General features: G+C 61.6%; 15 protein-coding genes and 1 tRNA gene. 5 read left to right on the top strand and 11 right to left on the bottom strand.

Annotated features, from left to right (window positions below; genetic code table 11):
• Window positions 1–76: 76 nt before the first annotated feature.
• On the bottom strand, window positions 77–1,414 hold the full coding sequence (gene rimO / locus M1B34_RS19045; protein ID WP_268265947.1) for a 30S ribosomal protein S12 methylthiotransferase RimO: 1,338 nt from the start codon (window positions 1,412–1,414) through the stop codon (window positions 77–79).
• 379 nt (window positions 1,415–1,793) lie between these two features.
• Here rimO and M1B34_RS19040 point away from each other — a divergent pair, with 379 nt between their 5' ends.
• Window positions 1,794–3,635, top strand: a complete 1,842-nt coding sequence (locus tag M1B34_RS19040) for a potassium transporter Kup (protein ID WP_425273525.1) — start codon at window positions 1,794–1,796, stop codon at window positions 3,633–3,635.
• Between the two features lie 166 nt (window positions 3,636–3,801).
• On the opposite strand, the gene M1B34_RS19035 is transcribed toward M1B34_RS19040, so the two are convergent.
• From M1B34_RS19035 to M1B34_RS19025, 3 genes are all read right to left on the bottom strand, one after another.
• A complete protein-coding gene (locus M1B34_RS19035; RefSeq protein ID WP_268265945.1) occupies window positions 3,802–5,085 on the bottom strand; it encodes a virulence factor family protein in 1,284 nt (427 codons plus the stop codon).
• On the bottom strand, window positions 5,085–7,733 hold the full coding sequence (gene mprF, locus M1B34_RS19030) for a bifunctional lysylphosphatidylglycerol flippase/synthetase MprF (protein WP_268263650.1): 2,649 nt from the start codon (window positions 7,731–7,733) through the stop codon (window positions 5,085–5,087). The genes M1B34_RS19035 and mprF overlap by 1 nt, the downstream gene beginning before the upstream one ends.
• A 279-nt stretch (window positions 7,734–8,012) precedes the next feature.
• Window positions 8,013–8,089, bottom strand: a tRNA-Met gene (locus M1B34_RS19025).
• A gap of 298 nt (window positions 8,090–8,387) precedes the next feature.
• Here M1B34_RS19025 and dinB point away from each other — a divergent pair.
• Window positions 8,388–9,455: a DNA polymerase IV gene (gene dinB, locus M1B34_RS19020; protein ID WP_268265944.1), complete on the top strand. Its 1,068-nt coding sequence runs from the start codon at window positions 8,388–8,390 to the stop codon at window positions 9,453–9,455.
• A 27-nt stretch (window positions 9,456–9,482) separates the two neighbouring features.
• Here dinB and M1B34_RS19015 read toward each other — a convergent pair whose 3' ends face one another.
• The 4 genes from M1B34_RS19015 to M1B34_RS19000 form a co-directional block, all read right to left on the bottom strand.
• Entirely contained in the window at window positions 9,483–10,436 is a 954-nt protein-coding gene (locus M1B34_RS19015; RefSeq protein ID WP_268263652.1) for a hypothetical protein, read from the bottom strand.
• 19 nt (window positions 10,437–10,455) lie between these two features.
• Window positions 10,456–12,171 carry a proline--tRNA ligase gene (locus M1B34_RS19010; RefSeq protein ID WP_268265943.1) on the bottom strand — a complete coding sequence of 572 codons (1,716 nt, stop codon included), beginning with the start codon at window positions 12,169–12,171 and terminating at the stop codon, window positions 10,456–10,458.
• 129 nt (window positions 12,172–12,300) lie between these two features.
• Window positions 12,301–13,866 (bottom strand): AmpG family muropeptide MFS transporter, encoded by a 1,566-nt coding sequence (locus tag M1B34_RS19005; protein WP_268265942.1) that lies wholly within the window; start codon window positions 13,864–13,866, stop codon window positions 12,301–12,303.
• Window positions 13,867–13,910: 44 nt separating this feature from the next.
• Window positions 13,911–14,264: an MGMT family protein gene (locus tag M1B34_RS19000; RefSeq protein ID WP_268263654.1), complete on the bottom strand. Its 354-nt coding sequence runs from the start codon at window positions 14,262–14,264 to the stop codon at window positions 13,911–13,913.
• Window positions 14,265–14,425: 161 nt separating this feature from the next.
• Between M1B34_RS19000 and M1B34_RS18995 the strand changes: the two genes are divergently transcribed.
• Window positions 14,426–15,430, top strand: a complete 1,005-nt coding sequence (locus M1B34_RS18995) for a DUF481 domain-containing protein (RefSeq protein ID WP_123336548.1) — start codon at window positions 14,426–14,428, stop codon at window positions 15,428–15,430.
• Between the two features lie 134 nt (window positions 15,431–15,564).
• On the opposite strand, the gene M1B34_RS18990 is transcribed toward M1B34_RS18995, so the two are convergent.
• A complete protein-coding gene (locus tag M1B34_RS18990; protein WP_002554837.1) occupies window positions 15,565–15,774 on the bottom strand; it encodes a cold-shock protein in 210 nt (69 codons plus the stop codon).
• Window positions 15,775–16,125: 351 nt separating this feature from the next.
• Here M1B34_RS18990 and dcd point away from each other — a divergent pair, with 351 nt between their 5' ends.
• Entirely contained in the window at window positions 16,126–16,692 is a 567-nt protein-coding gene (gene dcd / locus M1B34_RS18985) for a dCTP deaminase (protein WP_017126297.1), read from the top strand.
• Between the two features lie 107 nt (window positions 16,693–16,799).
• The gene (locus tag M1B34_RS18980) at window positions 16,800–17,012 is read left to right on the top strand and encodes a hypothetical protein (RefSeq protein WP_123336546.1); all 213 of its coding nucleotides are present in this window, start codon (window positions 16,800–16,802) and stop codon (window positions 17,010–17,012) included.
• Window positions 17,013–17,079: 67 nt separating this feature from the next.
• Here M1B34_RS18980 and M1B34_RS18975 read toward each other — a convergent pair whose 3' ends face one another.
• Both M1B34_RS18975 and M1B34_RS18970 read right to left on the bottom strand, forming a co-directional pair.
• On the bottom strand, window positions 17,080–17,844 hold the full coding sequence (locus M1B34_RS18975) for an ABC transporter ATP-binding protein (protein ID WP_123336544.1): 765 nt from the start codon (window positions 17,842–17,844) through the stop codon (window positions 17,080–17,082).
• Window positions 17,845–17,857: 13 nt separating this feature from the next.
• Complete coding sequence (locus M1B34_RS18970; RefSeq protein WP_123336542.1) at window positions 17,858–18,976, bottom strand: succinylglutamate desuccinylase/aspartoacylase family protein; 1,119 nt, start codon at window positions 18,974–18,976, stop codon at window positions 17,858–17,860.
• Window positions 18,977–18,987: the final 11 nt, after the last annotated feature.

The following is an 18,987-nucleotide window of genomic DNA, read 5'->3' as shown; positions in this document are numbered from 1 at the left end:
TCGATCCCAGAGCAAACGATAGACCTAAAAAAGCCCCGCATCTCGTCAGAGGGCGGGGCTTTTCAGTTTTTACGCCTTACAGGGTTTCGGCCCAGAGGTCGTACTCGTCGGCGTCGGTGACTCGGCACCAGACCTTGTCACCCGGCTTCAGGTCGCCGGCGCCGTCGATGAACACGTTGCCGTCGATTTCCGGGGCGTCGAAGAAGCAGCGGCCTACGGCGCCTTGCTCGTCGACTTCATCGATCAGCACTTCGATCTCTTTACCGATGCGCTGTTGCAGGCGGGCCGAGCTGATGGCCTGCTGGTGCGCCATGAAGCGCTCCCAACGGTCCTGCTTGACCTCGTCCGGCACCACGTCCAGGTCCAGATCATTGGCGGGTGCGCCTTCTACCGGCGAGTACTGGAAGCAGCCGACGCGGTCCAGCTGGGCTTCGGTCAGCCAGTTCAGCAGGTACTGGAAGTCTTCTTCGGTTTCACCGGGGAAGCCGACGATAAAGGTCGAGCGGATGATCAGCTCGGGGCAGATTTCGCGCCAGTTCTTGATCCGCGCCAGGGTCTTGTCTTCGAAGGCCGGGCGTTTCATCGACTTCAGCACTTTCGGGCTGGCGTGCTGGAACGGGATATCCAGGTACGGCAGGATCTTGCCGGCGGCCATCAGCGGGATCAGTTCGTCAACGTGTGGGTACGGGTACACGTAGTGCAGGCGGACCCAAACGCCCAGGGTGCTCAGCGCCTCGCAGAGTTCGGTCATGCGGGTCTTCACCGGCGCGCCGTTCCAGAACCCGGTGCGGTACTTGACGTCGACGCCGTAGGCGCTGGTGTCCTGGGAGATCACCAGCAGCTCTTTCACGCCGGACTTGACCAGGCGCTGGGCTTCGTCGAGCACGTCGCCCACCGGGCGGCTGACCAGTTTGCCGCGCATCGACGGGATGATGCAGAAGCTGCAGCTGTGGTTGCAGCCTTCGGAAATCTTCAGGTACGCGTAGTGGCGCGGGGTCAGCTTGATGCCTTGTGGCGGCACCAGGTCGATCAGCGGGTTGTGGTCCTGGCGCGGCGGCACCACTTCGTGCACGGCATTGACCACCTGCTCGTACTGCTGCGGGCCGGTCACCGCCAGCACGCTAGGGTGCACGTTACGGATGTTGCCTTCTTCCACGCCCATGCAGCCGGTGACGATGACCTTGCCGTTTTCCTTGATGGCTTCGCCAATCACTTCCAGGGATTCGGCCTTGGCCGAGTCGATGAAGCCGCAGGTGTTGACCACCACGACGTCGGCATCCTGGTAGGTGGACACCACGTCATAGCCTTCCATGCGCAGTTGAGTGAGGATGCGCTCGGAATCGACCAGGGCTTTTGGGCAACCCAGGGATACAAAACCGACTTTCGGGTTGGCCGGCGCGGTGGTGGTGGACATGTCTAACCTCGGTATTGGGTGTCGCGTCACTTGGGGGGCAAGTGCGACGGTTGGGCGCTGGCTGCGCCTCTGATCAAAAAGTGCGCAATTCTAGCGATGGTCGACCGACTTGACCAGCTTTATGCAGGGGAAATACGACGAGCGCTGCGCTATGCTTCGCGCCGTTGCGCCATTACAAATCTCGCAGTCAACAGTTCGTCTGTAACCGCAAGTAAAACAGCGCATGCTGCAGGGCGCCTGGCGCGGGTTGAACGACCCGACGCGTGGTCGGCGTCATGCTTTTCATATCAAGCCCCAGTCTGGGCAGTAGGAGTGGTTGATGGGTCAGGCAAGTAGTCAGGCGGCGAGTGGCGAGCACTCCGGCGGCAAGCCTCTGGGGATGCTGGTGGCGGCGGTCGGGGTGGTGTATGGCGATATCGGCACCAGTCCGCTCTACACCCTCAAGGAGGTGTTTGCCGGCCATTATGGGGTTCAGGTCAATCACGACGGGGTGTTTGGCATCCTGGCCCTGATTTTCTGGTCGTTGGTCTGGGTCGTCTCGATCAAGTATGTACTGTTCGTCCTGCGGGCCGACAACCAGGGCGAGGGCGGCATCATGGCCCTGACCGCGCTGGCCAGGCGGGCTGCCGGCTCCTATCCGCGCTTGCGTTCGATGCTGGTGATTCTGGGCCTGATCGGTGCGGCCCTGTTCTATGGCGACAGCATGATCACCCCGGCGATTTCGGTGTTGTCGGCGGTAGAGGGGCTTGAGCTGGCATTCAGCGGCCTGGAACACTGGGTGGTGCCGATGGCGCTGGTGGTACTGGTGGCCTTGTTCCTGATCCAGAAACACGGCACTGATCGCATCGGCAAACTGTTTGGCCCGGTGATGGTGGCGTGGTTCGTGGTCCTGGGCGGGCTGGGGGTCAACGGCATTCTCCAGCACCCGGAAGTGCTGCAGGCGCTGAATCCGATGTGGGGCGTGCGCTTCTTCATTGTCCACCCGGGCATGGGGGTCGCCATCCTCGGGGCGGTGGTTCTGGCATTGACCGGTGCCGAAGCCTTGTACGCCGACATGGGACACTTCGGGCGCAAGCCTATTGCCCGGGCTTGGTTCGCCCTGGTGCTGCCGGCGCTGGTGCTGAACTACTTCGGCCAGGGCGCGCTGCTGCTGGAGAACCCAGAGGCCGCCCGCAACCCCTTCTACCTGCTGGCGCCGAGCTGGGCCCTGATTCCACTGGTGGTGCTGTCTACCCTGGCCACAGTGATCGCGTCTCAAGCGGTGATTTCCGGGGCCTTCTCCCTGACTCGCCAAGCGATCCAGTTGGGTTACATCCCGCGGATGCACATTCAGCACACTTCCAGCGCCGAGCAGGGGCAGATCTACATCGGCGCAGTGAACTGGGCGTTGATGGTGGGTGTGATCCTGCTGGTGCTCGGTTTTGAGTCCTCCGGTGCCCTGGCTTCGGCCTACGGCGTGGCAGTGACCGGGACCATGCTGATCACTAGCATTCTGGTGTCGGCGGTGATCTTGTTGCTGTGGAAATGGCCGCCGCTGCTGGTGGTGCCGCTGCTGGTGGGGTTCCTCCTGGTGGACGGGCTGTTTTTCGCCGCCAACGTGCCGAAGATCTTCCAGGGCGGCGCTTTCCCGGTACTGGCGGGGATCGTACTGTTTCTGCTCATGACCACCTGGAAACGCGGCAAGGAGTTGCTGGTGGATCGCCTGGACGAAGGTGGCCTGCCACTGCCGATCTTTATCGGCAGTATTCGCGTACAGCCACCCCATCGGGTGCAGGGCACCGCTGTGTTCCTCACGGCCCGTCCGGACGCAGTGCCCCATGCCTTGCTGCACAACTTGCTGCACAACCAGGTGCTGCACGAGCAAGTGGTACTGCTGACGGTGGTCTACGAGGATATTCCGCGGGTGCCGGCGCAACGGCGCTTTGAGGTCGATTCGTACGGCGAGGGTTTCTTCCGGGTCATCCTGCATTTCGGCTTTACTGATGAGCCGGATGTGCCGGAAGCTTTGAAGCTGTGCCATCTGGATGATTTGGACTTCAGCCCGATGCGCACTACTTACTTCCTCAGCCGCGAGACGGTTATCGCTTCCAAGCTGGTGGGCATGGCCCGTTGGCGCGAGGCGCTGTTCGCCTTCATGCTGAAAAACGCTAACGGTAACCTGCGCTTTTTCAACCTGCCGGTGAACCGGGTGATCGAGCTGGGGACCCAGGTCGAGATGTAGGCCCTTGGGGGGAGCTGCAAGCTTCAAGCTATAAGCGGCAGCTGTTCTGCTTGCCGCTTGCCGCTTGCCGCTTGCTACTGCTTCTGCGCACCAGGCTGTAGGAGCTGGCTTCCCAGCGATCGGCCTACTGTGATCGCCGGCGAGCCGGCTCCTACTGTGTTCGGGGTTATTCGGCCTTGGCCTGGCGCTTCTCGATGATCTCTACCAATCGCTTGGCCAGGGCCGGGTAGTTCTCGTCGAAGTGGTGGCCGCCAGGCAGTTTCATGGCTTCGCCCACGGCAGTTTTGTCGGTGCAGCCGCTTTCGTCGGTCTCTTCTTCGCCGTAGATGCACACCACCTTGGCCGGCGGCAGCTTGGCCATTTCCGGGCCGGTGGCGGCTTCTTTGCCGGCGTTGCCGAGCCAGCCTTCCACTTCGATTTCGAAGCTGCCGGTGCGGGCGAAAGCCAGCAGGATGATTGCGTCGACGCGTTGCTGCTCGGTTTCGGCCAGGCGGTTGTAGATCGCTGGCAATACGTCTGCACCAAACGAGTAACCGGTCAGGATGAAGCGTTTGGTGCCCCATTTCTGCCGATAGTGCTGCATCAGTTCGGCGAGGTCGAGAGCGCTCTGCTCCGGGCTCTTGTGCTGCCAGTAATAGCGCAGGGTGTCGATGCCCACCACCGGGTAACCGATCTTGGCCATTTCGCCGGCCACGTCACGGTCGAGGTCGCGCCAGCCACCGTCACCGGAAAGGAACAGGGTCACGGTGTCTTTGGCTTGCCCTGCCGGAACTTCCACCACTGGAATCTGCAGACCGCCATTGGCCTTGTCGCCGCCGACGAGGATCTTGCGCAGTTCGTTGTTCAGTACTTGCGGCAGATTGATGTCGTAGTCGCTGATGCTGGTTTCGGCGTTCGGTTGATCGCGCACGAAACCCGCGCTGGCGTCGTCCGGGTTGTCGTTCCATGCCACCAGCCAGTGGCCGTGGGCGGCGGATTTTGGCAACAGGTGAGTGCAGCCAGGTTTTTCCAGGGCGAGGTCGACGGAGATGGCTTGAGCCTTGTCGTCCTTCTGCTCGGCCAACCAGCGCCAGGCCAGTACCGCGCCAGGGCCGATACCGCTGACCAGCGTTGCCGGGCCGTTCAGTTCACGCAGGCCGGTTTGCAGGGCGCGGCTTTGCAGCAGGCAGTCATTGGGCAGAATCACCTGAACGATCTGCGCCGAGGCGCTGCGGCTCAGGGTGCTCAGTTGTTTGTCGCTGAGTTTTTGCTCTTCGGTCACGGCCACCAGCACCTGAGCCTTGGGCTTGGTGCCAGGGATGACGCGGGTCATGGCGGTGCCATCGGCCGGCTTCAGCTGTTCGAGGGTCGGTTCAGGTACCGGGCGTTTGAGGTACCAGAAACCGCCGCCGGCAATCACGGCCAGCACGATCAGTGCGGCCAGGATGTACTTGAGGGAGCGTCGAATCATCAGCGTTTCACCAATCCAGTCAGGCCGCCCGCAATCAGGGCAGCGGTGTCAGCCAGCGCCACCAGCGGATCCAGTCCGGCGGGCACAGCCATGTAACGGGGTTCCCAGTCGGGCTGGAACTTGTCTTTGAAGCGGCGCAACCCTTGGAAGTTGTACAACTGCTCGCCACGACGGAACACCATCGAGCCCAGGCGCTGGGTCAGCGGCGCGCCACGGCGTGGTTGCAGGCCCGACAGGGGCACCATGCCCAGGCTGAAGCGAGCGTAGTCATGGCTCTTATAGTGCTGGATCAGGCCGACCATCATGAATTCCATGGTCAGCTTCGGCGCGTCCGGGTGGGCGCGCATCAGGTCGAGGCTGGCCAGGTCATGACTGTAGGTCTCAAGCAGGTTGGCAAAGGCCACCGGGCGCCCTTCGAAGCGGATGATGGCGATACGGAAGTGCTTGAGGTAGTCATCGCTGAAGCGGCCCAAGGAGAAGCCTTTTTCCCGCACGTTCTTGCCGGTCAGCCAAGCATCGGAAATGACCTTCAACTCGTCCATCGGCGCCTGGCCGGGCTCGTGGATTTCCAGGGACAGGCCATCGCGGGTACCGCGGTTCCAGGTGTAGCGCAGGTCCTTCATCTCTTTGCCCTTGGCTTCGAGATCAAAGCGTTTCAAGTCCACCCGGGCTTCTTCACCCAGCTTGATGGCGGTCAGGCCGATGTCCATGTAGTACGGCAGGTTCTCCGCACGGACCTGGTAGAACACTGGTCGCGCGTGGTGCAGGTCGCACAGGTCCCGGAACTGCCAGATCATCTCGGCGCGCTGCTGGGTCGGCCCGATGGGGTCGTACAGCGCCACCAGGCTGCGGCCGCGACGGGCATACATGAGGAAGGCGTCGTCGTTGGGGTGGAACAGCAGTGCCTTGTCGCCGGTGAGGGCCAGGCCGCCGTCGGGTTGCGACGAGGCCATCAGGATCTTCGCAGCGCGATCCAGTTCTTCGGTGTTGGGTAGGTGGATGACTGGGCGAGCAGTGCGCAGCAACCAGGTCAGGGACACCACCACCAGCAGCACTGCAGCACCCAGCAGCGAGCGCAGGCCGCGAGGGGCGTCGGCGTCGAGGGTGAATTGCCACCAGAGTTGGTGGCTGTAGGGCACGTCCTGATAGGCGAACAACAGCAGCCAGATCGAGGCACCGAGCACGCAGACGCTGGCCACCAGGTACAGCGGCGAGAAGGGCAGTTCGGTCAGTCGGCTCGGGCGATAGAACGAGCGGCGGAACACGGCCAGCAAGCTGGCGGTGAGGGTCATCAGGCTGGCTTCTTCCCAGTCGAAACCCTTGAGCAGAGAGAGCAGGGCGCCCACCAGCAGTAGAATGGTGGTCAGCATCCAGGCCGCCGACAGGCGTCGACGCAACCCTTGGGCCAGCAGCAGGCAAAGCACGCCGATCAGGCTGGCACCGAAGTGCGAAGCGTCCACCAGGCGGTGCGGAATCAGAAAGCCGATATGTTGCAGGCGGGTATCGATCTCCGGGGTTGCACCAGAGAACAGCAGGACCACGCCGGAGAGGAACACCAATACCGCGAGAATCGGCGCTGCCAGGCCTGAGGCCACGCGTAATGACTGGCGGGATTGGAACAGGCGCTGGGCTTCATTGATCAGCAGCAGCACACAGGCCACCAGCATCGGCAGCACCACGTAGATCAGGCGGTACAGCAGCAAGGCGGCGGCCAATGGGGCAGCGCCCAGTTGGTCGGCGAAGGCGGCCAGCAGAATCGCCTCGAACACCCCGACACCGCCGGGCACGTGGCTGAGTACGCCTGCGGCCAGGGCCAGCAGGTAAATCAGCAGGAATGCACCGAAAGGCGGGGCTTCGGGCAGCAGCAGGTACAGCACGGTGGCGGCTGCGGCGACGTCGAGGGCAGTGATGATCAGTTGCAGGAACGTCAGGCGTCGACCCGGCAGGCGTAGGGTGCGGCGCCCCGCCTTGACCAGCAGGTTGTCGGCGTATGGCTGTTCCGGCAGGCGGCGGCGATAAATGCCAATGGCCAGGACCGTGCCCAACAACAGCACGGCGATGGCAATGCCACCCAGGAGGCCTTCCGACAGATGCAGCGCTGCCGAAGCCGCAGGCAGGTTGCTCAGGGTGGCCAGGGCTGCCAGAGGCGGCAAGGCACAACCCAGGGACAGACTGGCGAACAGGGTCATGTGGGCGACGTCAGAGGCCCCCAGGCCGTGGCGCGCATACAGCCGGTAACGCACTGAGCCGCCCGAGAGCAGCGACAGGCCGATGGCATTGCCAATGGCGAAGGCGGTGAAGCCGCCCAGGGCCAGGGTGCGGGCTGGCAGATTTACCCCGGCATACCGGCTGGCGGACCATTCATAGCCCAGCAGGATAATAAAACCGGCAATGGTCGCCCCCAGTGCGCCGAGCAAGGCTGGTTTCGGCACCTCAAGAATCGAGTCGTGCAGGGCATATAGGTCGAGTTCGCTGAGCAAGTGGCGGCAGGCGATCAAGGCGATCGCGAACAGCAGCAGCGTCACAGCCAGGCCGATCGGCTGGCGGTATTTGCTCAACAGGTCCAGCCAGCGCAAGCGAGTGACTGTGATCGGTGGGGTTGTCGTGACGGTATCGGTGTCTTGTGAATCAGACGAGTTGGCGCGCATCAATCACCTCTTGGATTGTGCGCGACAGGATGGGGGTATCCAGCCAAGTTACCAATCCCTGTAGAAAAAATAATTTCAAATATTAACGCGTCTCACCGTCGTCCGGCGACCCTGCTTGAGCAAGGTTGAAAGGGGTGTTTGACACTGAGCATAGCCGTTATGGGCATGCAGTCACGGACGCGCTGACGGTTCGCTGCAGACTGACAGATCATTGTTGCGAAAGGACTTTTTCAACAGATACAAAAAAGGCCACTCTTTCGAGTAGCCTTTTTTGATGTTTGGTTGCGGGAGCCGGATTTGAACCGACGACCTTCGGGTTATGAGCCCGACGAGCTACCAGACTGCTCCATCCCGCGTCTGTGTGGCGGCATTCTACAGAGGAACGCTGGGGTGTCAATCGCTAAATTTTAAAAAGTGCTTGAGGTTCAATCGCTTAGCGCGCTGAGCAAGGTTGCTGAAGAGGCATTGGAGTAGGCGGGGCGGGGCTTGTAGCCCGATTGACCATTTTTGAACACAGGGTCAAATAAATGCGTTGGCGGGCTGGCGCTGATCGTTCGGTCACTCAAGGCACTGGTGCTATATACAGTTGCCAGTGCGATACTGGCGCCCCACTTTGCTGTCAGCGTTTTATCCGTCCATGAACACTGCCTTTAAATGATGCAGCGAAAAATCATCCATATCGATTGCGACTGCTTCTACGCCGCCATCGAAATGCGCGATGACCCGCAACTGGCCGGCAAGCCGCTGGCAGTGGGCGGCTCGGCGGAGCGGCGCGGTGTGATCGCGACCTGCAATTATGAAGCGCGCGCCTATGGCGTGCGTTCGGCCATGTCTTCTCGGCATGCTCTGTCCCTTTGCCCGGACTTGGTGATCGTCAAGCCGCGCATGGACGCCTATCGCGAGGCATCGAAGGAAATCCACACGATTTTTCGCGACTACACCGACCTGATCGAGCCCTTGTCCCTGGACGAGGCCTATCTGGATGTCTCCGACAGCCCGAGCTTTGCCGGCAGCGCCACGCGCATTGCCCAAGACATTCGTCGGCGCGTGTCCAATCAGTTGCACATCACCGTGTCGGCGGGCGTGGCGCCGAACAAATTCCTGGCCAAGATCGCCAGTGACTGGAAGAAGCCCAACGGGCTGTTTGTGATCACTCCCGACCAGGTCGAGGATTTTGTCTCGGCATTGCCAGTGAAAAAGCTGCACGGCGTCGGCAAGGTCACGGCGGACAAGCTGGGGCGCCTGGGCATCGTCGACTGCCTGCAGTTGCGCGATTGGAGCAAGCTGGCCCTGGTGCGTGAGTTCGGCAGTTTTGGCGAGCGCCTGTGGAGTCTGGCCCGGGGGATTGACGAGCGGGCGGTGCAGAACGACAGCCGCCGGCAATCCATCAGCGTCGAAAACACCTACGACGTCGACCTTCCGGACCTCGACAGTTGCCTGGAGAAACTCCCCGAGTTGATGGAAACCCTGGCGGGCCGCATTGAACGGATCGACAGCAGCTATCGCCCGGGCAAGCCGTTCGTCAAAGTGAAATTCCACGACTTCACCCAGACCACCCTGGAGCAGGCGGGGGCAGGTCGGGACTTGGAGAGTTATCGGCAGTTGCTGACGCAGGCGTTCAAGCGTGGTGGCAAGCCGGTGCGGTTGCTGGGGATTGGGGTGCGTCTGCAGGATCTGCGTGGCGGTCACGAACAGCTGGAGCTGTTTCGGGGCGTGTTGTAGGGGCCGGCAAAGCGGCCCATACAGGGATCAGTGGTTGCCGGGGTCGGCGACCAGTCGACCGGCATTCTTGGTCAGGGACTTGAGAAACTCGCTCTGCAGTTCCGGATCGTTGCGGGTCAGCTCGATCAGGCTCTGCTCCAGCTCGCTGGCTTCCTCTTCCAGGCCCAGCTCCGACAGACGTTTGACCCGGTGTACCCACTGGCTCACTTCGTCGTCTTCCAGGTCGTCGTAAATCAACCCGTGGGCTTCCACCAGTTTGCCGCGCAGGGTGCTGCTCAGGCTCAGGGACGAATCGGAGTGCACTTCGTCCTGGGCATCTTCAACACTGATCTGCAGGGTGCTGATGCGGTTCAGATCCTGTTCGGAGAAGGGGCTGTCCAGCAGGTTCAGGCGCAGTACGCCGTTGCGATCGGTGCTCAGCTCGTGGGTTAGCTTGCCGGCCTTGACCTCCACCGGACGCTCGCTCCACGGCAGGCTGGAATACTCCAGGCGCTTGTCGCGCTGGACTTCATCGATGCCCGCCAGGTTCTGCTGCGCGCGACCGTGGGATTGCACGTTCATGAACGGGTTGAGCCCCGACACGCCGTAGCTGATCCAGTCCTTGGTGACGCTGTCCGGCAGGCTGCCCAGCGCAAACACGTTGACGATGTTGGCGCCGACCCCGGCGACCACCGCTACCGCGCCCATCGGCACCTCGTAGAGTTCTCGCCAGGGTTGGTAGGGCGTGTAGCGATCGTAGCGACGTGTGACTTCGAACTCAGTGACTTCGAAGGTCTTTTGCTCGTGGATCCGCACCCGACGCTGCGGCAGCTCAAGCACCTTAGGCTCACCGACATCGATCTGCAGGCTATGGTCGAGCAATTTGCGCTCGACCCGCTCCTCGTGCTCGCTGCGTTGTGACATGTGGTTGGCACAGCCGCTGACCAGCAGGGCGCCGCACAAGGCGGCACCACCGAGGCCTAAGGTGTTTCGCTTGAACATGACTTCTCTTGATCTGGTTTCAGCGACGGATACGGGCTTGGAGGAAGGGCAGGACGTCAGCCACCGGCAACGCTTGTGCCTCGGCTTCGGTACGGCTCTTGTATTCCAGGTTGCCTTCGGCGAGGCCGCGGTCACTGACCACGATCCGGTGAGGAATGCCGATCAGCTCCATGTCCGCGAACTTGATGCCGGGGCTGGTTTTCTTGTCACGGTCGTCCAGCAGCACTTCGAAGCCGGCGGCGGTGAGTTCCGCGTAGAGCTTGTCGGTGGCTTCGCGAACCTGCTCGGTTTCATAGCGCAGGGGCACCAGGGCGATCTGGAATGGCGCCAGGGTGTCGCTCCAGATGATGCCGTTGGCGTCGTTGTTCTGCTCGATGGCGGCAGCTACCACGCGGGAAACGCCGATGCCGTAGCAGCCCATTTCCAAGGTGACCGGCTTGCCGTTATCGCCCAGCACTTCGCACTTCATCGCCTTGCTGTACTTGTTGCCCAGCTGGAAGATGTGCCCGACTTCGATGCCGCGTTTGATTTCCAGGGTGCCTTTGCCGTCTGGGCTCGGGTCGCCGGCCACCACGTTGCGCAGGTCGGCAACGGTCGGTACGGGCAGGTCGCGTTCCCAGTTGACGCCGAAGTAGTGCTTGTCGTCGATGTTGGCACCGATGCCGAAGTCGCTCATCAGCTCGACCGAGCGGTCGATGATGATCGGCAATGGCAGGTTCAGCGGACCCAGGGAGCCAGCGCCAGCGCCAATGGCGTCGCGCAGTTCGGAGTCCGTGGCCATGACCAGCGGGCTGGCTACGCCAGGCTGCTGGGCGGCTTTGATTTCATTGAGCTCGTGGTCGCCGCGGATTACCAGGGCGATCAGCTTGCCTTCTTCCTCGGCGCGCACGATCAGGGTCTTGATGGTCTTTTCAATCGGCAGATTGAATTTCTCCACCAGGGCCGCGATGGTCTTGGTTTCGGGCGTGTCCACCAGGCGCAGCTCTTCAGCCGGCGCTGGACGGGAGGTTTCCCGTGGCACGGCTTCGGCTTTCTCGATGTTCGCCGCGTAGTCGGAACCGTTGCTGAAGACGATATCGTCTTCGCCGGATTCGGCCAGTACGTGGAATTCGTGGGAGCCGGCACCACCGATGGAGCCGTTGTCCGCTTCAACCGGGCGGAAGTTCAGGCCGAGGCGGCTGAACACGTTGCAGTAGGCCTGGTGCATGCGGTCGTAGGTGACCTGCAGCGACGCCTGGTCGGCGTGGAAGGAATACGCGTCCTTCATGATGAATTCGCGGCCGCGCATCAAGCCGAAGCGTGGGCGGATCTCATCACGGAATTTGGTCTGGATCTGGTACAGGTTGAGCGGCAGTTGCTTGTAGCTGCTCAGCTCGTTGCGGGCCAGGTCGGTGATCACTTCTTCGTGGGTCGGGCCCGCGCAGAAATCGCGACCGTGACGGTCTTTGAAGCGCAGCAGCTCAGGGCCGTATTCTTCCCAGCGACCGGATTCCTGCCACAGCTCAGCCGGTTGAGTGCTCGGCATCAACACTTCAAGCGAGCCGGCGGCGTTCATTTCTTCGCGAACGATGGCTTCAACCTTGCGCATCACCCGCAGGCCCATGGGGAGCCAGGTGTACAGGCCGGAGGCCAGTTTGCGGATCATGCCGGCGCGCAGCATCAACTGATGGCTGATCACGACCGCATCGGAAGGCGTTTCTTTCTGTGTGGCGAGCAAAAATTGACTGGTGCGCATGGTAGGCCGTTGTCGGTTGCTGAAGACTAGAAATGACGGAGCATTGTACGGGCGAGTTCCGCTGGCGTACAGGATTGCGGCCGGAGGGCGCCAGGGGCTCGGGCAAAAGCGCGCAAGCCCCTGGGTTTCCTACGATTCTTCTTTGTTTACCGCGTTGTTCGGCGCGGGTTCTACCGCATCTGCCGGCGCTGCGCGGCGACTTTCCTGGAACCAGTGCAGGGCGATCAGGATCAGGGTCGGCACGCCCAGCAAGGCGGTGATCATGAAGAAGTCGTGGTAGCCGAACTTCTCCACCATCACTCCCGAGTAGCCGCCGATCAGCCGTGGCAGGAGCAGCATGATGGAGCTGAGCAGGGCGTATTGGGTGGCGGAGAACTTGAGGTTGGTCAGGCTCGACAGGTAGGCGACGAAGGCTGAGGTGGCCAGGCCGGAACTGAAGTTATCAAGGGATATGGTTACCACCAGCATCTGCAGGTTGGGCCCCATGTCCGCGAGCATCAGGAACAGTAGGTTGGTGCCGGCCGAGGCAGCGCCGCCGATGAACAGGATCGGCAGAATGCCGAAGCGCACGATCAACAGGCCGCCCATGCCGGCGCCGACCAGGGTCATGATCAGGCCGAAGATCTTGCTGACGCTGGCGATCTGGTCCTTGGTGAAGCCCTGGTCAATATAGAAGACGTTGGCCATCACCCCCATGACCGTATCGGACATGCGGTAGGTGGCGATCAGCCCCAGCAGCAGGAAGGCCTGCCAGCGGTAGCGCAGGATGAAGTCGTTGACCGGTGTCAGCACCGGCGCCAGGCCGCGGCGGCCCATGGCCGACAGGCACAACGCAGTCAGGGTGGTGTAGAGGATGGCCCGCAGGAAGGCGCGGTCTTCCAGCAGCAGGTCCAGCGGGCTGACCCCATTGAACAGCACGCTGGCGAAGTCGGTGTTGTACAGCTGGGTGCACATGGCCGGCACCGAGACCAGCAACACGATCAGCACGAACACCGAGACCAGCTGGTGCACGAAGCTGTAGCGCCCAGCTGAGAGTTGGGTGCGCAGCGGCACGGGCGGTTCACGCATAAACAGGGTGGTCAGCAAGGCGGGAATCATCAGTACGCCGAACAGCACGTAGGTGCCGGCCCAGGCTGAGTGCTTGTAGCTGAAACCGGTGGAGCCAAAACCTTCGGCAAAGAACAGGGCGCCGGCAGTGGCCAGCAGGGCGGCCACCCGATAGCCGGACATATAGCTGGCTGCCAAGGCTGCCTGGCGGCTTTCATCGGCGATTTCCAGGCGATAGGCGTCGACCGCGATGTCTTGGGTGGCGGAGGCAAAGGCCACAAGCACAGCAATGGCGATCAGCCAGGACAGGTGCTTTTGCGGGTCGCAAAAACCCATGCCGACCAGCCCGAGAATCACCAGGGTTTGCGACAGGACCAGCCACGAGCGGCGGCGTCCGAGCTTGCCCAGCAAGGGCAGGCGCCATTGGTCGAGCAGTGGCGACCAGACCCATTTGAAGGCGTAGGCAAGGCCGATCAGGCTGGCGTAACCGATGGTTTCGCGGGCCACACCAGCCTCGCGCAGCCAGACGGAGAGAGTCGAGAACACCAGCATGTAGGGCAAGCCGGCGGCGAAACCAAGCAGCAACAGCACGAGCGTCGAGGGGCTGGCATAGGCGGCGAGCGCGGCGCGCCAGGTTTTACGGGGCATGGGCTGGAATCTGCCTCAAGAAGTACGGAAACAAAGCGCGCACTCTAACCGCTGTGCTCTACCGGGCGCCAGCCATGGTGCTGAATATCCACGCGATTGTTGCGGATGAATACGCCTTCGCTGCGCAAGCGGGCGCGCTGTTCGTCGCCTGAGGGGCTGCCCAGTGGCAGGCTGATGCGTCCACCTGCGCCCAGAACTCGGTGCCAGGGCAGGCTGGTCTCGGCGGGCAATTGGCTGAGGGTGCGCCCAACCCAGCGCGCCGCGCGGCCCAGGCCGGCCATTTCGGCCAGTTGGCCATAACTCACGACCTTGCCCGCGGGTACTTGGGCCAGGGTCAGGTAGAGCGCGGTGCGGCGAATGTCGGCGGGGCTTTGAGCGTCCTCGATAGGGTCGGTCACGGGCGCGTTTCCTGATGGGCGGTCGGTCGTTGGTCGGTGGTGCTGCTGAATACGAAATGCGTATTGAACTCGGTTGCAATACCCGGGTCAGTCCAGACTGAGGTTTTTATCCTGCGGGATAATGACGTTTTTTTCCGCAAAATCGAGCCCTGTGTCCGCTTATGTTGCCCAGAACCCTGTTGTGCCTAGCTGTTTTCAGTGCCTCCACGCCCTTGCTGGCTGACACCGTGTGGTTGAAAAACGGTGACCGGTTGAGCGGCAAGATCCGGGTGTTCGACGGTGGCAAGCTGTTGATCCAGACCGATTACGGCGGCTCCATCAGTATTGACTGGAAGCAGGTCAAGACACTGGAGAGTGATCAGGAATTGCTGGTTAAGCAGGATGCTTACAGTGGCGAGAAGGCCAAGTCACTCAAGGCTTCGGACGATGGCAAAGTGGTGTTGGCCAATGGCGAGCCGAAGACCGTGGAGTTGGCCAGTATTCAACAGATCATGAAGCCCAAACCCGTGGTTGAAGACCTGGTGTGGAAGGGCAACGTGGATGTCGCCATGGATTACCAGCGGGCGGAAAAAGACACGGACGACTACGACGTCAACTTCAAGACCACGGCGCGTCATGGCCGCTGGCGGCACACCGCCGAGGGCGAATACAACCGTGAGTTCCAGGATGACGTGGTGACCACCGATAACTGGGGCGCTGAATATGCGCTGGACCGCTTCCTGACCGAGAAATGGTTCTGGCAGGGGCGCTTGAGCTATAAGCGTGACAAGGTCGAAGACCTCGCGCAGCAACGAGTGGTGGGTACCGGTCCGGGTTACCAGTTCTGGGATGACGAGCTGGGCGCTTTCTCCCTGGGCTCGCTGCTTAACCGCACCGACTATGAATATGCCGATGGTGGCAAAGACAACTTCTACTCCCTGGCCATGAAGTGGAATTACAACCGTTACCTGATCGGCAAGCGGGTCGAGTTTTTCACCAATGGCGAGGTGGGGCGGCCGTTGTCGAATGTGGCTGACTACGCGCTGGATGCCGAAATGGGCTTGCGTTACAAGGTTACCGACTGGGCTTCGCTCAATCTCAAGGCCGAGAAGGACGTGATCAGCGGGACCCAAGACAGCGATTTGAGCAAGACCCGCTACACCGCAGGTTTCGGCGTGACCTGGTAAATACAGGCGCGCTTTTGGCAGTGCTGGCTTGAGGGAGCAGGCCGGCGAGCAAGAGAAAAACCATTGGGCACAAACCTACGGGCACAAAAAAGCCCCGCTGTTGAGGGCGGGGCTTTTTACTGGATCAGTACAAGTTAGATAACTTGAACTTCTTCAGCTTGCATGCCTTTCTGACCGCGGGTAGCGATGAAAGAAACCTGTTGGCCTTCTTTCAGGCTTTTGAAGCCGTCGGATTGGATTGCTTTGAAGTGTACGAACAGGTCGTCACCGGATTGTGGAGTGATGAAGCCGAAGCCTTTTTCATCGTTGAACCACTTAACGGTACCGGTTTGGCGATTAGACATGGTGTATCTCCTTGGACAAAGTTAACTGCGACTCAGGAAAAGCCCTGGCCGAGACTGAGTGCAAAGAGCAGGAAAAATTCTTGGAGATGGTTGGATCGAAATTCAACATCGTGTAGAGATTCTCAGTGACACAAGCAACACAGTGGCGCCACCTTAACCCTTTTTCCCTAACGTGCCAATGATCTTTGCGAAGGTTTCTCAGTTTTCGTGACTGACGGTGATCTTGTCGCTCGCAAGGCCTTGTGGATTGTGGGTATCGGCGAGAAAAACCGCCCAGACTTTGAACCCGACGACGCGCCCCGGTAAGATGCCGGACAGAATTTTTCCACCTCGCTATTCAGGACACCCGCCATGAGCATCAAATCGGACAAGTGGATTCGCCGCATGGCGCAAGAGCACGGCATGATCGAACCCTTTGTCGAGCGCCAGATGCGGGGCGAAGGCGCTGACCGGCTGATCTCCTTCGGTGTGTCGAGCTATGGTTACGACGTGCGTTGCGCCGACGAATTCAAGGTATTCACCAACATCAACTCGGCCACCGTCGATCCGAAAAACTTCGATGAAAAGAGCTTTGTCGATATCAAGAGCGACGTGTGCATCATCCCGCCGAACTCCTTCGCCCTGGCCCGCACCGTCGAGTACTTCCGTATTCCACGCAATGTGCTGACCATCTGCCTGGGCAAGAGCACCTACGCCCGTTGCGGCATCATCGTCAACGTGACGCCGCTCGAACCCGAGTGGGAAGGCCACGTGACCCTGGAGTTCTCCAACACCACCACCTTGCCGGCGAAAATCTACGCCAACGAGGGCGTGGCGCAGATGTTGTTCCTGGAGTCGGACGAAGAGTGTGAAGTGTCCTACAAGGACCGTGGCGGCAAGTACCAGGGCCAGCGTGGCGTCACTCTGCCGCGTACCTGAGTTCGTCCTCCTGACGAACCGTGGGAATTCCTGAGCGGGCAGGCACTCTATTGGGTGTACTGCTCCGGTTCGCGCAAGGCGTACCGGGCACAGCTCAGGAGTGCCCTATGAAGATCGATCCGCGAATAAGTGCAGCACTGGCCAAGCTTGAGCCCAATCAGGTGGGCGTATTGGCCTGGTCCTTGTTGGCCCATCCTCCCATAAGTCTGGCAGGCGGCATTCCCGGTCAGCCCGATCCTGACTACCCACAACCCACTGAACCGACCGAACCTGGCGAGCCCACCTTGCCGGACGAACCGCCTCCCGCGCCTGTGGCGTGAGCCTTGAGCGTGATGCGCCCCGCCCGTCGAGAATCCTGGGAGTCCGTCTGGCGGGGCCACTCAGCGCTTATTTAAGGTTGCCGCTGAGAAACTGCTGCAAGCGCTCGCTTTTTGGATGCCCCAGTACTTCCTCGGGTGTGCCTTCTTCTTCTACCAGGCCTTTGTGCAGAAACAGCACCTGGCTGGATACCTTTCGGGCGAAGCTCATTTCATGGGTGACCATAATCATGGTCCGGCCTTCTTCGGCCAGGCCTTGGATCACCTTGAGCACTTCGCCCACCAGTTCCGGGTCCAGGGCCGAGGTGGGTTCGTCGAACAGCATGACTTCCGGTTCCATGGCCAGGGCCCGGGCAATCGCCACCCGTTGTTGCTGGCCGCCGGAGAGGAACGCCGGGTATTGGTCGGCGACGCGCGCCGGCAGGCCGACCTTGTCCAGGTAGCGCCGTGCCCGCTCTTCCGCCTCCTGCTTGCCGACGCCCAGCACTCGGCGCGGAGCCATGGTGATGTTCTCCAGTACGGTCATGTGGCTCCACAGGTTGAAGTGCTGGAAGACCATGGCCAGGCGAGTGCGGATTCGTTGCAGTTCGGCGTCGTCGGCCACGCGCATGCCGTGGCGGTCGCTAACCATGCGGATCTGTTGGCCGTCCAGGCTCATGGCGCCGTCGTCAGGGGTTTCCAGGAAGTTGATGCAACGCAGAAAGGTGCTTTTGCCCGAGCCGCTGGCGCCGATCAGGCTGATCACGTCACCGGTCTTGGCCTTGAGCGAAACGCCTTTGAGCACTTGGTTGTCGCCATAGCATTTGTGCAGGCCTTCGATGGTCAGTTTGTACATGGGGCGTGCATCCTCAAGGCGAAAGTAGGTAGCCGGTGCGATAGGCCTGTTGGCCGGCAATGTGAGCAACCACCATGCCGGCAGTGGCCATGCGTCGCAGCGAGCGGGCGTAGAGCAGCCCGGCGTTCTGGCAGTGCACCGGGGTTACCCGATCGGTGATCGGATCGATGATTTGCGCCACCTCCTGGCCGGCTTCCAGGTACTCCCCCGGCAGCACGCTGAACACCAGCAGGCCGCCCTGCGGAGTGGCGACCGGCTCCACCGCCGCCAGGGGCGTGGCCGGGTAGGGCAGCTCTGGCAGCGGCGGCGCCTGGCCGTCGATGGCGCCGAAGTGGGTCAGGTAATCCAGCAGGGCCTGGCAGTCGAGGCTGGCCAGGCCGTGATTGACGTCGCCCTGGCCGCGCAGCTCCAGGGTCACGGAGAAGCTGCCTTGGGGGATGGCATAGCGATCGCCGAAGCGTTGCTGCAATTGCCACCACAGCAGGGTGAAGCATTCGTCGAACGACTGACCGCCCGAATCAGTGGCCAGCAGGCTGGCTTCCGAACCGATGTAGCGCGCCAACGGCTCCACCTCGGGCCAGGCTTGCGGGGTGGTGTACAGGTGGGCCACGGCTTCGAAATCGCAATGCAGGTCCAGCACCATGTCCGCATCGCAGGCCAGGCGTTGCAGGGCCAGGCGTTGGGATTGCAATTGGGTGGCGGGTGCCTGGCGGGCCAGGGCTTCGCGCAAACTGCCGCGGATCTGCTCGAGGTTGTGTTGCGGGTCGTCGCTCAGCAGCCCCTCGACCCGGTCGCCGACCTCGTCACTGAGGTCGACGAACCAGCGATTGAAGTTCTGCCCGCTCTCCAGTTCGTAGCGCCCCAATGGAACGTCCATCAGCACCTGCTCCAGGCCCACCGGGTTGGCCACAGGGACCAGGACGATTTCGCTGCGCAGGCGCCCGGCGGCTTCCAGCTCGCTCAGGCGTTGCTTGAGGTGCCAGGCCACCAGCATGCCGGGCAATTCATCGGCATGCAGGGACGACTGGATGTAGATCTTGCCCGGCCCCTCGGTGGGCCCGAAGTGAAAACTGTGGATCTGCCGCGCAGTGCCCGGCACCGGGGCAAGCAGGTCATGAGTCTGGTGGCGCATGGGTGGTTCGA

The sequence above is a fragment of the Pseudomonas morbosilactucae genome (genome assembly GCF_023241715.1).
Taxonomy (GTDB): Bacteria; Pseudomonadota; Gammaproteobacteria; order Pseudomonadales; family Pseudomonadaceae; genus Aquipseudomonas; species Aquipseudomonas morbosilactucae.
Note: the sequence above shows the minus strand (reverse complement) of the source record. Positions and strands in the feature narration are given on the sequence as shown.

Bases quoted from the DNA above. Each gene is read 5' to 3' on its own strand.
- rimO (WP_268265947.1), bottom strand. From the start codon at position 1,414: ATGTCCACCACCACCGCGCCGGCCAACCCGAAAGTCGGTTTTGTATCC.
- M1B34_RS19040 (WP_425273525.1), top strand. From the start codon at position 1,794: ATGCTGGTGGCGGCGGTCGGGGTGGTGTATGGCGATATCGGCACCAGT.
- M1B34_RS19035 (WP_268265945.1), bottom strand. From the start codon at position 5,085: ATGATTCGACGCTCCCTCAAGTACATCCTGGCCGCACTGATCGTGCTG.
- mprF (WP_268263650.1), bottom strand. From the start codon at position 7,733: ATGCGCGCCAACTCGTCTGATTCACAAGACACCGATACCGTCACGACA.
- dinB (WP_268265944.1), top strand. From the start codon at position 8,388: ATGATGCAGCGAAAAATCATCCATATCGATTGCGACTGCTTCTACGCC.
- M1B34_RS19015 (WP_268263652.1), bottom strand. From the start codon at position 10,436: ATGTTCAAGCGAAACACCTTAGGCCTCGGTGGTGCCGCCTTGTGCGGC.
- M1B34_RS19010 (WP_268265943.1), bottom strand. From the start codon at position 12,171: ATGCGCACCAGTCAATTTTTGCTCGCCACACAGAAAGAAACGCCTTCC.
- M1B34_RS19005 (WP_268265942.1), bottom strand. From the start codon at position 13,866: ATGCCCCGTAAAACCTGGCGCGCCGCGCTCGCCGCCTATGCCAGCCCC.
- M1B34_RS18995 (WP_123336548.1), top strand. From the start codon at position 14,426: ATGTTGCCCAGAACCCTGTTGTGCCTAGCTGTTTTCAGTGCCTCCACG.
- M1B34_RS18990 (WP_002554837.1), bottom strand. From the start codon at position 15,774: ATGTCTAATCGCCAAACCGGTACCGTTAAGTGGTTCAACGATGAAAAA.
- dcd (WP_017126297.1), top strand. From the start codon at position 16,126: ATGAGCATCAAATCGGACAAGTGGATTCGCCGCATGGCGCAAGAGCAC.
- M1B34_RS18980 (WP_123336546.1), top strand. From the start codon at position 16,800: ATGAAGATCGATCCGCGAATAAGTGCAGCACTGGCCAAGCTTGAGCCC.
- M1B34_RS18975 (WP_123336544.1), bottom strand. From the start codon at position 17,844: ATGTACAAACTGACCATCGAAGGCCTGCACAAATGCTATGGCGACAAC.
- M1B34_RS18970 (WP_123336542.1), bottom strand. From the start codon at position 18,976: ATGCGCCACCAGACTCATGACCTGCTTGCCCCGGTGCCGGGCACTGCG.